The sequence below is a fragment of the Ruminococcus gauvreauii genome (assembly GCF_025151995.1).
GTDB lineage: Bacteria > Bacillota > Clostridia > Lachnospirales > Lachnospiraceae > Ruminococcus_G > Ruminococcus_G gauvreauii.
The window spans coordinates 3,269,206-3,282,520 of record NZ_CP102290.1; the positions used below are offsets into that span (position 1 = coordinate 3,269,206).

The following is a 13,315-nucleotide window of genomic DNA, read 5'->3' on the forward strand; positions in this document are numbered from 1 at the left end:
TCACACATCAGGATATATAATTAATAAAGAAATGTGCGGAGGGGAGAAAATGGAGCTGATAGATCTTTTGGAAAGATGCTAAGGTGAAAAACAGATTGTTTTAGTGGCTGCTTGGGACCAGATGAATAAAAATCATGATAATCTATGACAGCAAAAGGGTAAATTGGATCCGGAATTAACGAAAAGGTTTGTGCAGAGTAGTCTGAAGATACGACACGAAAAGAGCTGGTTGACATTTATATGCGCTAATATTAGAATGAAAGGCGGTTTATGCGCTTATTTGCCTTAGGTGGAGAAGGCGTATTTGGCTAATTAGAGTTTGGAGGAATACATAATGGAGAAAATGGAAAAATATTTTAGTTTATTAGAAGATGGCGGTGCAGATTTAACATTAAAAATTAATGCAGATACAATCAAAACCGCAGCATGGACGATTTATCGTTGCAAGTTTGGGTGTAATAGTTATGGTAAGAATCATTGCTGTCCGCCTAGTTGTCCTACATGGAAAGAAACGCAGGAAATGATAAATTGTTTTCAATATGGGATTTTATTTCGCTGTCATGAAATAAGCATAGTGACGCCGCTTGCTGTTAAAGTAGCAAAAGAACTGTTTTTAGATGATTACTACAAGGTAATTGCATTTGGCAGCGGGTCATGTGAAAGGTGTCACAAATGCAATCCAGACCATTGTAATTTTCCGAATAAAACAGTCCCCTCAATGGAAGCCTGCGGAATAGATGTTTTTGCCACTGTCCGTACAAATGGACTGGAAATTCATACATTGCGAGAAAAGGAAGAAGTACAAAATTACTTTGGGTTATTACTTGTCGAGTAAAGTTATGTTACAAATTCCAATCTGTCGGGCTAATTAGTTTCAGCTTATTGGTATAAGACGTATTTCCTTTTGAGGCTGTACAACCGTGTAGATGTAGTTAGTTGTAGTTTCGTCTACAATTTTTCTTTCGTCTTTGTCGTCCCTGATTGCTGCCGGTGGCAGCCTTTTTTGGTCCAATTGAAATATATATTTTTAAATGTAATCATAAATAAATATACTCGTATTTTCTATTGCAGATTGAAAGCGAATGACCCGAATATAAATATATTTGCAAAAAAACATTTGAGCATTAAAACATAATTATATATATTGTAATGGTAAAATGATATAATAAAAATGCAATATAAATACAAAATATGAATCACTCAAATTTACGGCAATCCGGTGAGAATCCGGAACGACAGCTCTGTATTGGAAGGCATACACTTCCTAAGTCAGAATGCTAATGGCAATGCGCCAGTCTGTGAATTTGGGTGATTTTTTGTTTATGTGGGAGGTGTGTGGTAACTGGGAAGCAACGCTCACAAAACACAGTTTCATGCTAATTATGCTCGTTATGGGAAGAATTACCAATATGAAAAAAGTAATTTGTTTAATATCTGCAATCATATACATTTTAGCAAAGTGGATTTTGTATTTCGAGATATTAAACAGTCAAATAGTAACTAATGCTTTAAGAGGATTATATATACTTAGTTTCGCTGCATTATTGATCATACCTTTATTGTTGATTCGAGAAGCGATAGTAACCAGAAACTGTACTTGTTTGAGAAAACATTGGTTATTAATCATTATATATTTGGGGATATTGGCTTTTACATTTTATTGTAACAGTTTTTCCTATCGGATTTTCTATAAAGTAACGACATCCGAGAAATATATCGAGGACGGAAAATATATGGTGGTGTTTAAGCATTATACAGGTATGGAAAAAATGCCTGAGAGCAGTATCACCATGCGCTGCCCTAAACAAACCTATGAGTTGCTTTATCAGGGGGTCACATTAATAGGTGCAGGTTGCGTAGATAATGGTGACGGGACAGCTGTACTAAAAGATTTTGCAGGAGTGGTTTACGAAGAAAGCGATGAAAATACATAAAAACAGAATATGAGGATATAGTCAATAGAAGCCTAGAGGTATAACTGCTGATATAAGTTTAGTTTTTGCTTGAGTTTTGATGCTTGGGAACTCACAGATACGCCTATGTTAACTATACCTGCCGCACCTCCTAATATACGACCTGCTGAAATGGAATTTTCAGGAGCCTCGTTTGATATACCTAATATTGGAGCTTATGAAGGAACTTATTAAAATGAAAAAAATCAATTGTTTTTTCGAAGCAGTAGTGATTATAGGGATAGTGTGTGCAGCGTTGGATATATCTAATATATATCACTCTTTTTCTTTAAGATAAACGTTACGGTATTGCTCATATTTATTACCAAAGAAAAACAGTAAAAGAAGCAAAGAATGTCAGTAGCGGCCTCCGAAGGAACGCCGTATTGCGAGTCAGTATATGCAGCATAAGACTAGATTATAATTGCAAACTTGGTATGATACGCTATGTGGCCCTTTCCTACCGGCGGTCTTTTATGAGGCAAATATGAAAATTTAAGACCACCCATGCGGGTGGTCTTTTCGTTGTTTTGGAACTATGATAGGTATCAGGGAATGCTGGCAAATCTGCGATATCATAGGATGTATCTGCTAATTAGAAAACACACTACTCTAAAAACAGAACCGATGGATACCTTTTCAGATCCGTGTGTGGAATAAATTTTGCTGCCTGCATGCGCACTATAAAATCCGGTATGGAAGCAAACTGTATGCAATAAAGTGTTTCTGTAAAATAGTTTATGTCTTTCAAACGCGAGCGGTCCAGCAACAGAGTACGGGCACCATCCAGAGAGGCATTGGCGATGCAGACGTATCTCTCACGAGGCAAATCCGGGAACATTCCGATGGTTATTGCCGAGTTCAGGTCTGAATGTGCAGCAAAAGCCCCTGAAAGATAACAGCGGGTAATCTCCGCTTCACTGCATCCGGCATATTCCAGAATACAATCAATCATCGTATGAGCAGCCGCCTTTGTATCAAGGTATTGGCTGAGGTCTGTTTGGGAAAAATACAGCGGTTCACCCAGGGCAGATTCCCTGGCATCGGCATAGATAACGACATACTGACTTTCTTCCGGCAAGTAAGTGATTCTTGAGGAGGCATCGGGATTGAATGTGCCGGCGATATTAATCCATCCGTGAATTCTCATCTGTGCCAGCAAGTCAATGATGCCGGAACCGCAGATTCCCACAGGCTTCTGATTGCCGATCGTTGTCACAGAAAGTTCCCCATCCTGGATTTTCACAGAATCTACCGCGCCGTTCTGGGCCCGGATACCAAAGCGGCTGATATAACCCTCCAGAGCGGGTCCGGCCGCTCCTGCTCCGGCCAGGAGCCATTCGCGGTTGCCAATCACCAATTCTCCATTTGTGCCAATATCAAAGAACAGCTTAACTTCATCACTTTGACAAAAGTCCAGATTCAAAAGTCCACTGACGATATCACCTCCGATATAATTGGACGCCGCCGGAATAATGTATACGATACCGGAAAAATCAAGCCCGATTTCCTTTCCGAAAAACCATCCGGGGGTCAGAGCAACCGGGGTGTACGGTGCGAAGAATACGGTACTGGCATCCAGCTTCAACAGGAAATGAATCATGGTGGTATTGCCGGAAATAATCATCAGAGTACAGCATTCTGCCGGAATTCCTGTTTCCTGTGTCAAACAAAGGAGCAGACGCCGGAATGTTTCGGCTGTTGCACGATGCATGTCCTCTGCATGGGAAGAAGATTCCATCGTATAAGTGATACGTGTTAAGATATCCGTTCCATATTGAATCTGCCCGTTCATTTCACTGGCCTGCGCGGCCACCTTGCCGGTATTCAAATCAATCATCTGCATAACAATGGTGGTGGAACCGTAATCCACAGCAATTCCATAATGAGTATCCCGGGTATCACCAGGCTCAACGGCAGTGACCACCCAGTCCTTTTCACGGTAAACCAGACTCACGGTAATTCGGTAATTCTCCTTCATACATGAGCGGTGAAGCTGCTGAAGCACCGCAAGCGGGATTTCTGCGGGAGAATACCCAAGAGCCGACAATGCGTCTAAGATCCTCAACTGATCACTCCTCGGGTCTTCTTCGGTCGGCGGCAATAATGTAAGATATATTTTCTCACTGGATTTCATATCCGCACCCTTCTCTGAGTTGTCCCAATCCTTACGAGAATTCATATACTCACCTTTCCCTTCTCACAAGTGTCATTTTATTAACAGTTATTTCTCTGCACTGGACGGGCCGGCTGGTTAATTGTACATTTTTCCCGCACCCGGAGCAGTGCTGCCAACGTCAGTATAATCCCAGGCGGGAGAAAGATCAAGATACTCTTGGCGAACCGTGGTATAATGGTTATCAAAGATATATCTTAGACAGTATGATAAGCATAAAATGAAGGAATACTCTTCTTAATACGATAGTCAGGGGGCTGGAAATGACAAAAAATAAAATTAAAGGTATGGAAGTTCGGACGGCCTTTTCTGTTATTATACAAAACTGGAGTGCACTGATATCTTTTGAACTGATCTATAAAATAGTGGGAATCAGCTTATTTTTTCCGTCTCTTGGTTCTGTAACGAACTATCTGCCTGACCTGATCAATGAGAGTCATCTCAGTCAGGAAAACATTGTCAGGTTATTCAGCAGTCCCGCTGCGATTTTGGTACTGTTGTGCGTTGGCGTCATGTTGGGAGCGTATCTGTATGTAGAAATTATTGCATTAACGCTATATTGCGAAAAAAGCTGGAATAGAGAAAAGATAACTGCGTGGAAACTGGTTCGCATGTCATTCATAAAAATTCTTGGCATGTTTAACATCAGGCGCGTTGCATCTTTTCTTCTGTTATTCTTTATGCCTCTTACCTTTTTCGGGACTGCCAGTGCTTTTTTACGAAAATTCAAGATTCCTGAGTTTATCATGACTGCAATTACAGACAACAGGCTATCTGTTTGTTTGCTGGCAGCGGTAATTATTTTTGTTAATTATATGTTTTTTCTTTATTTGTTTGGATATCCGACACTTCTTCTGACGGATTACTCCTTTCGTGATTCATGGAAAGTAAGTATGAATCTGTTAAAAGGAAGAAAGATACGTACGATAGGAAAACTTTTTTCTTATATTCTTGTGTTTTTGACGGTACTTAGTGTTGTGTGGATCATTGCGGTAAGCATCATCGCCGGGTTTTCCAAGTTCTTGCATGGGGCGAATGAAGGTCGATGGTATTTTGGAATGTCCTTCAATACCTTTACAGGTGTCTGGAATCTTGTGACAGGTGCAGTTCTCTCCGTGTTCTTTTGTGCCATTACAATTGTTTTATATCACTGTTACAGGGGAGAAATACGTCCCGGAGCAGTAAAGAAGACCTGGACGGTGAAGAGGGTGATAATTCGCTCGGCTGTAGTATTCACTGTGATTGTTACGCTTATTTTTATGGGGGATACTGAATTGGGCAGGCAGTTTTTCAGCTCAGACAGTTCGGGGGCAGCAGTGATCGCGCACCGTGCCGGTGCAGCTTTTGCACCGGAAAACACAGTGGCTGCATTAAATGAGGCAATTGAAGACGGGGCAGATATGGCAGAAATTGATGTTCAGCAGCTAAAAGACGGTACGCTTGTAGTTCTGCATGATACGAATTTTAAAAGAACCACGGGTGTGGACTTGAATACCTGGAATACCGAATACGGACAGGTAAAAGAGCTGGACGCAGGAAGATATTATTCTCCCCAATATGCCCGGGAACCGGTGCCTTTGCTGGAAGAGATGCTGAGGGCTGCCAAAGGAAAGATTGACCTTATGATAGAGCTCAAGACGACAGGGCATGAGAAAAGCCTTGTTGAGGATACACTTGCGCTTATTGAGAAATATGATATGGAACAGCAGTGTAATATCGCATCGATGGATCTGGATTTGCTGCGTCAGGTAAAATCATTGAAGCCTGGATTAGAAGCAACGTATATCTCGGTTTTGCTTGTATCCAGGTCCTATGATCTGCAGCAGATTGACTGTTATAGTGTGGAGACAACGTTCTTATCGAGAGAACTTGTGTTTTCGGCACATGCTCAGGGAAAACTGGTGTACGGATGGACAGCCAGCAGTGATGACACCATTGAAAAGGTACTCGGATGCGATGTTGATGGTATCGTTACAGATAATCCTCTGCTGGTGCGGTATATCATGGATACATCAGGGGAAAATCCCTTAATGGATGAGGTTACAGACATATTCTTTTAAACGAACAAAATGGGAATAAAATATGCTCTCTATATAGAACAGATTTGATGTAATCTGTTTTCTATATAGGGAGCATATTCTATTTCATAGACTCTGCCTGTATGGCACAAGGCTATTCAAACGGTACTATTTCAAGCGTTATGCAACCTGTACATTGACAGCCTGTAAACCGCGATTTCCCTGTGTGGTTTCGAAAACAACTGACTGGCCGTCTTCTAATGTTTTGTAGCCATCCATTGCAAGACCGGAAAAATGAACAAATACGTCAGATCCGTCTTCTCCTGTGATAAAACCATAACCTTTGTCTGCGTTAAACCATTTTACTGTACCCTTATTCATGAAAGATACCTCCTTAATTATAATTGCATTTTTCACTAAATAAAAAAACGCATAAACCTGTAAATCATTAATAGAATAATGACTTACAAAAATATGCGAAATCAAAACTTATTAAAAATACTTCTTTACTATAACATGAAAATAAAAAGAAGTCAAGAACAAAATGAAATATGAAAATTATATGAAGTCAGGCAGAACAATTGTACGCATGAACGTTTCTATGTATAATAAGAACATCGATGGTCTCTGCTAAGAAAATGAGCGGGCCAAAATGTATACAGAAGAAACCAACAGGAAATATTAGTAAGAGACTTTAACGGTAGTTTTCTGCACATTTAGCACATTTGGAGTCGCGGCTGCATTTAAATCGGGTCACAGAGTCGTCAAAGCGATCGCAGGTACTTTTGGTAAAAGTCACTGTATGAGTCACTTTACTGGCATCGGTTGGACATTTGTAATCATAAACTTTTGTGTAATCCATAATGAACCTCATTTCTGTATTGATGATATAATTCTATTATAGTATGAGAAAATAAAAAATTCCAGTTATTCCAGGTATTTTATAAAAAATGCAACCAAATGAACGAGTCTGACCTCTAATAAGTGTAAGACATAGGGATATTTTTTACAGAAATATAAATTATTATAAAGAATTTGTATTCGTGCTTAAGTAATGAAGATTATATGTTATAATAAAACCTGTTGAATTTTAGAGAAATTGGAGTAAAAATGTCGATGAACGAAACAGAAGATAAAAACACATCACCCGACCTGGAATCCAGAATTGATTTGGCGATGGACAAGATCATTCAGGATACAATTGGCCATATTCCGGTGTCGGAACAGATAGATAACCCGGATACAAAAAAGAAGAATAAAAAAGAGCCAAAGGTGAAAGAACCAAAGAAAATGGAAGTAAAACCGGTATTAAAAGCGCCTCCGGTGTATGCTGACACTTTGGGACCGCCTGAGGAAGAGGTAGATATGCCTGAGAAGAAAAAAGGAATTGCCGGAAAGATCATTCTTGTTCTCTTTGTATTAGCGCTGCTGTCGGGAATCGGTGTTTATGGGTATTATGCTCATAATTACAGCGACAAATTCTTTCCGGGAACGACGATCAATAATATTGACTGTGAAGGGCTGACTGCGGACCAGGCAGAAGCTCTTATAAAGAAAAAAGTAGAAGATTACCGTATTGATCTGAAGTTCAGAGGGAATGAGATTAAGAACTTTGAGGGCCAGACCATAGCTTATTCCTATGCGCCGGACGGAAGCGTTGAAAAGGCCCAAAAAGAACAGAATCCGCTGCTGTGGATTAAAGGCTATTTTGAACCGGCCCATTATGAGGTGGCAGAAAATATCACATATGACGAAAATGCACTCAGGGAACAGGTGATGGCTCTGGATTGTATGCAGCCTGAAGCGATGCAGGCCCCGGCTGATGCATATATAGCATTTCAGAACGGACATTTTGAGATCGTTCCGGAAGTAGAGGGAACCACGATCGATACCGAGGCATTTTTTGATGCCGTGAAAAAGGCGGTATCCCAAAGTGTGGCAGAGCTTTCTGCGGAAGAACAGGGGGTCTATGCACAGCCTGCAGTCCGAAGCAGTGATGAGACACTCAACAGGCAGGTGGAAGAGCTTAACTCGCTTACGACAGCCAGCATAATTTATCAGCTTCCGACGGGAGAAGAAGTGCTGAATGGAAATACGATCCGTGACTGGCTTTCTATCGATGAAAATGGTCACTATTATAAAGATGAGGCAGTTATGCAGCAGAAGATTGCGGAATATGTCGCAGATATGGCATCCCGGGTCGATACTGCCGGAAAGGACCGTCCGTTTACAACCACCAGTGGTCTTGAGATTACGGTAGGAGGGGGAGATTACGGCTGGAAGATTAATCAGTCTGAGGAAATTGCCGAGCTGACGAGAAATATAGCGAATAATGATCAGATTGCCAGAGAACCTGTTTATACAAGCCGTGAAGTTTCTACAGAAAACAACGGATTTGGCAATACTTATATCGAACTGAATCTGACAGATCAGGAACTGTATTATTATCAGGACGGTCAGATCGTTGTTCAGAGTTCGTTTGTTTCCGGGAAGATGACGAGAGACAGATACACACCACCGGGAATCTTTACCCTGACTTATAAACAGAAAGACAGGGTTCTCCGCGGAGACAAACTGCCGGATGGAAGCTATTCGTATGAGTCGCCTGTCAATTACTGGATGCCGTTCAATGGAGGAATCGGTCTCCACGATGCGTCATGGAGAGGCTCGTTCGGAGGTACAATCTATAAGAACGGGGGATCACACGGCTGTATTAACCTTCCGTATTCCAAGGCACAGGCGATATACAATATCATAACGAAAGATGTGCCGATCATATGTTTTTATACAGAACAGTATTCATTAAGATAGGCACAGAGTGTAAGGAACCGGTTCTCATAATGAGGACCGGTTTTTAATTGAGCGCAAAATTACGGATTGGGAAGATTCAGAAAATCTTGCAGGATATGGTTTAATACTAAAGAAATTATTAGGATTTCATTAAGAAACTGGGATAAACCGTACAATTGATAAAAAGTTTGCTATAATAGTCCATAAACAGCTAAGGGGAAGTCATCATGGAGAATATCAAGACAAAAAAATCAATACTGCCGTCATATGCCATTTTACCGCTGTTGTCCTGCGTGGCGGTGAATTTTACGGTTTATCTGGGAGTCAGCTGGCTGACAGAGGGACGAAAACACTATGACCTGACACTTCCGGTGGACAGAGCCGTGCCGGTGGTGCCGGAATTTGCTGCGATTTACCTGGGATGTTACATATTTTGGATTGTGAATTACCTCCTGATCGCGAAACAGGGAAAAGAGCATTGCATGCGGTTTGTAACCGCAGATATGATGTCCAGAATCATATGCGGGCTTATCTATCTGGTGCTTCCGACGACGAATGTCAGACCGGTTTTGGCGGGGGACGGATTATGGGTAACGGTTCTTCAGATGATATACCAGGCGGATCAGCCGACCAGACTTTTCCCGTCGATCCACTGCCTGGTGAGCTGGTTTTGCTATATCGGGATACGCGGTCGATCGAACGTACACAGAGGCTACCGGATATTTTCCTGTCTGTTTGCGATTTTAGTCTGTGTCTCTACGCAGATGACCAAACAGCACTATATCGTGGATGTATTCGGAGGGATTTTAGTGGCGGAGGGAACTTATTGGCTGGCAATCCATACGCAGCTTTACAGATATCCGGAAAGGTTATTTGACGCGGCCAGTCAAAAGCTTTTGTACAGACAGAGAAGATCCTGGGGGAAGGAAGGTGAATCGTGACAAGCAGAAAGAAAAAGATCGTAAACACTGTATTTCTCCTGCTTGTGTTTTTACTGACGGTTTACAGTGTATTCAGGGGTGAGGATCTGCATGAAGTGGTACGGGAGATCATGCGGGTGAATCCATGGTATCTGCTTCCGGGAGTGTTCGGTGTTGTGTTTTTTATCTGGGGTGAGTCCATTATTATTCATTACCTGTTTGGAACGCTGGATATTCATGAGAAAAAATGGACCTGTTTTCTGTATTCATGTGTGGGATTCTTTTTCAGCGCCATAACGCCGTCTGCGAGCGGGGGACAACCCATGCAGATCTATTATATGCGAAAGCATAAAATACCGGTTCCTGTTTCCACGCTGGTGCTGATGATTGTTACGATAACCTATAAACTGGTTCTGGTGGGCGTAGGGCTTTTTGTGGCATTTTTTCAGCGGGGGTTTGTAAGCCGGTATCTGGAAGGAATTCTGCCGGTTTTTTATCTGGGAGTGTTTCTGAATGTGATCTGCTGTATTGCCATGTCGGTCCTGGCGTTTCATCCGGTCCTGGCAAAATTCATCGTGATGAAATGTCTGGGTATGCTGGAGCGTATTCACATTCTTAAACACAGGCCGGAGCGTGCTCAGAAAATGGAAGCATCCATGGATCAGTATAATGCGACGGCATCGTATCTGAGAAGCCATATGAGAGTGATTGTCAATGTACTGGCGATAACTTTTCTGCAGCGGTTTGCCTTGTTTTTTGTCACATGGTTTGTATACAAGGCACTGGGACTTCACGGAGCACACATTTATGATGTTGTGATGCTCCAAGCTGTGATATCGGTCTCGGTTGATATGCTGCCTTTGCCAGGCGGGATGGGGATCAGTGAAAACCTGTTTCTGATTATTTTCAAGACCATTTTTGCGGCAGGGCTGCTGCTTCCGGGAATGGTTTTGAGCAGGGGAATCGCATTTTATGTGCAGCTGCTGCTCAGCGCAGGTATGACTTTATTTGCCCATTTGACGATTGGGCGGGAGACTTTAGATAAAACGTGATTGGGGAAAAGAGAAAAATGATAGGATTTTATAATTATACAGTGGTTTTAACATACATAAGCCTCGCATCATCTGTATTTGGAATGACGCAGGCCATTCATGGGCGGTTTAAGACGGCGATTCTCTGTCTGGCGATTTCCGGACTGTGTGACATGTTTGACGGGAAGATTGCCCGTACCAAGAAAGACCGGACAGAAGATGAAAAGGCGTTTGGCATACAGATTGATTCACTGTGTGATGTCGTCTGCTTTGGCGCATTCCCGGCATTGATCTGTTATCTGCTGGGAGTTCGGGGACCGCTTGGTATTGCAGTTATCATACTGTACTGTGTGAATTCCGTGATCAGGCTTGCATATTTTAATGTCATGGAAATGAGGGATGCGCTGGTGACGGCTGATGGAGAAAAATTTTACCGGGGTCTGCCCATTACTTCTATGGCGGTAGTTCTTCCTCTGGTATTTATGATCCAGTTTTTTGTACCGGACTGGGTCTTCAGGATATGCCTGCATCTGGCGCTCCTCGGTGTCGGGGTGCTGTTTGTCGTGAACTTCAGGCTCAGGAAACCTAAGAACAGCACTCTGGCAATTCTGGTGTCGGTGGTAGGGATCGCGGTGCTGATCATGATTATTTTTACGAACTATCGGGTCAGGCTTCATGCGGGCTGGCCATGGCTGTGCAGGAAGTACCCTGCGTAGCAGAGATGAGAGGTATTCTATATGAAATATATTGACAGAAACGGCAGGGTGAAGAGTGAAGAGACAACACAGGACAGGATGCTCAGCTGGCTCTATTCTCACCGTATTGGAAGAGAAATGCTGAAATTTCTGGTGCGTCCGGGATTATCAAAGGCAGGCGGATGGTTTCTTGAACGGCCGTGGTCTAAGGTTTTGATCGCACCCTTTGTCAGGAAAAATCAGATTGATATGACGTGTTACCAGGAACAGGAATACCGTTCTTACAATGATTTTTTTACCAGGAAAATAAAACCGCAGTACCGTCCCTGGGAAGGAAGCGAAAAAACACTGGTATGTCCGTGTGACGGAAAGCTGAGTGTGTATCCGATCTCGCAAAAGGGAGGCACAGAGAGCAGCTTCTGCATTAAAAATACTTTTTATACGGTAAGTTCTCTTCTGCAGTCAGATAAACTGGCTGAACGGTATGAGGGAGGATGGGCCTGCGTATTTCGTCTGACGGTGGACGACTATCACCGTTACTGCTATATTGATGACGGAAAAAAGTCAAAGAATCATCGGATCCCGGGTGTCTTTCATACGGTTAACCCAGCAGCAGGCGATGTGCTGCCGATCTACAAGGAGAACACCAGAGAATATTCTCTTCTTAAAAGCCGGCATTTTAAAACGGTTGTCATGATGGAGGTAGGAGCTCTGATGGTGGGACGCATCACCAATTACCACGGGGCGTGCCCCGTGAAGCGGGGCCAGGAAAAAGGAAGGTTTGAGTTTGGGGGCTCTACGGTGGTTCTTCTGTTCCAGGATGGAGCGGTAAGCATTGATGATCGCTTGATACATAATACCGAAAAAGGTTATGAGACAATCGTAAAGATGGGCGAGAGGATAGGCGAAGCATAAGAAAAAATCCCGGTGAAGGGATTTTTTTCTTTATATCAGATGATACCGCGACATAGCCTTTCCTCCTCCTGTGCTGTCAAAAAAGGTTTGTTAAATCCAGTGGACTGTGGATGATATAATCCGGATTTTCAACTTCACCAAATCCATAGGAGGCAAATACGAATGGTATCTGAGGCCCCGCCTCTTTTACCGCTCTGTAATCCCCGGCCGTGTCGCCGACATAGGCGGGGGACTTTAAGTCATGCCTGCGGATAATCTCAAGGATATTGTCAGCTTTGGCGTTTCCAGTATCGCCCGGACATAAATGGTCTTTGATATAGCAGCCGAAACCGGTGCATTCCAGAAAAGTCTCGATATAACCGGCTTCGCAGTTGCTGACAAGAAACAGCGGGTAGCGCCCGGACAGTATCTCAAAGACCTGTGACCAGGCTGGATACAGCGGCGCACCATATTTTCTGAGCAGTTCATGTTCGTGTTCGCAGCACAGGTCGATCAGTTCGAGCTGCCTGTCGGGTGTTTCGTCTGAAAATAAAATGCTGGCGATATCCGGCAGTGTTCTGCCAAACACAGATTTCAGAAGGCCGGGGGTGATCGTGAGATTCAGAGATGTTTTTGCTGCCAGCACCTCCGTCCATGCCCTGGCGACTATTTCCGTGGAATCCCAGAGTGTTCCGTCTACATCGAATATTATACTGTCAGTCATAAGTTTTATCCTCCCATTCTGGACTTTATTTTATAGAGAATCCCTGGAAAATGCAATCTTTATTTCTGCGGGCAGCGAGCCAGCCTTGACTTTCCTTTTTATAATGTCCATGTTA

11 protein-coding genes are annotated in these 13,315 nt (G+C 42.8%); 8 read left to right on the forward strand and 3 right to left on the reverse strand.

Annotated elements, in window-relative coordinates:
• Window positions 1-334 precede the first annotated feature (334 nt).
• Both NQ502_RS15490 and NQ502_RS15495 read left to right on the forward strand, forming a co-directional pair.
• Window positions 335-835 carry a DUF2284 domain-containing protein gene (locus NQ502_RS15490; RefSeq protein ID WP_049898024.1) on the forward strand — a complete coding sequence of 167 codons (501 nt, stop codon included), beginning with the start codon at window positions 335-337 and terminating at the stop codon, window positions 833-835.
• A 574-nt stretch (window positions 836-1,409) separates the two neighbouring features.
• The gene (locus NQ502_RS15495; RefSeq protein ID WP_148511874.1) at window positions 1,410-1,934 is read left to right on the forward strand and encodes a hypothetical protein; all 525 of its coding nucleotides are present in this window, start codon (window positions 1,410-1,412) and stop codon (window positions 1,932-1,934) included.
• Between the two features lie 625 nt (window positions 1,935-2,559).
• On the opposite strand, the gene NQ502_RS15500 is transcribed toward NQ502_RS15495, so the two are convergent.
• Window positions 2,560-4,089 carry an ASKHA domain-containing protein gene (locus tag NQ502_RS15500; protein ID WP_028527479.1) on the reverse strand — a complete coding sequence of 510 codons (1,530 nt, stop codon included), beginning with the start codon at window positions 4,087-4,089 and terminating at the stop codon, window positions 2,560-2,562.
• Between the two features lie 302 nt (window positions 4,090-4,391).
• Here NQ502_RS15500 and NQ502_RS15505 point away from each other — a divergent pair, with 302 nt between their 5' ends.
• Window positions 4,392-6,188 (forward strand): glycerophosphodiester phosphodiesterase family protein, encoded by a 1,797-nt coding sequence (locus tag NQ502_RS15505; protein WP_028527478.1) that lies wholly within the window; start codon window positions 4,392-4,394, stop codon window positions 6,186-6,188.
• 138 nt (window positions 6,189-6,326) lie between these two features.
• Here the strand turns inward: NQ502_RS15505 and NQ502_RS15510 are convergent, their stop codons facing one another.
• Window positions 6,327-6,527, reverse strand: a complete 201-nt coding sequence (locus NQ502_RS15510) for a cold-shock protein (protein WP_028527477.1) — start codon at window positions 6,525-6,527, stop codon at window positions 6,327-6,329.
• A 735-nt stretch (window positions 6,528-7,262) separates the two neighbouring features.
• Here NQ502_RS15510 and NQ502_RS15515 point away from each other — a divergent pair.
• From NQ502_RS15515 to NQ502_RS15535, 5 genes are all read left to right on the forward strand, one after another.
• Entirely contained in the window at window positions 7,263-8,957 is a 1,695-nt protein-coding gene (locus NQ502_RS15515; RefSeq protein WP_049898023.1) for a L,D-transpeptidase family protein, read from the forward strand.
• A gap of 206 nt (window positions 8,958-9,163) precedes the next feature.
• Window positions 9,164-9,877 carry a phosphatase PAP2 family protein gene (locus NQ502_RS15520; protein ID WP_028527475.1) on the forward strand — a complete coding sequence of 238 codons (714 nt, stop codon included), beginning with the start codon at window positions 9,164-9,166 and terminating at the stop codon, window positions 9,875-9,877.
• Window positions 9,874-10,908, forward strand: a complete 1,035-nt coding sequence (locus tag NQ502_RS15525) for a lysylphosphatidylglycerol synthase transmembrane domain-containing protein (protein WP_028527474.1) — start codon at window positions 9,874-9,876, stop codon at window positions 10,906-10,908. Before NQ502_RS15520 ends, NQ502_RS15525 begins: the two co-directional genes overlap by 4 nt.
• Window positions 10,909-10,925: 17 nt before the next feature.
• Window positions 10,926-11,603: a CDP-alcohol phosphatidyltransferase family protein gene (locus NQ502_RS15530; protein WP_028527473.1), complete on the forward strand. Its 678-nt coding sequence runs from the start codon at window positions 10,926-10,928 to the stop codon at window positions 11,601-11,603.
• Between the two features lie 21 nt (window positions 11,604-11,624).
• On the forward strand, window positions 11,625-12,497 hold the full coding sequence (locus NQ502_RS15535; protein ID WP_028527472.1) for a phosphatidylserine decarboxylase: 873 nt from the start codon (window positions 11,625-11,627) through the stop codon (window positions 12,495-12,497).
• A gap of 76 nt (window positions 12,498-12,573) precedes the next feature.
• Here NQ502_RS15535 and NQ502_RS15540 read toward each other — a convergent pair whose 3' ends face one another.
• Window positions 12,574-13,200 (reverse strand): HAD family hydrolase, encoded by a 627-nt coding sequence (locus NQ502_RS15540; RefSeq protein ID WP_044982944.1) that lies wholly within the window; start codon window positions 13,198-13,200, stop codon window positions 12,574-12,576.
• Window positions 13,201-13,315 lie beyond the last annotated feature (115 nt).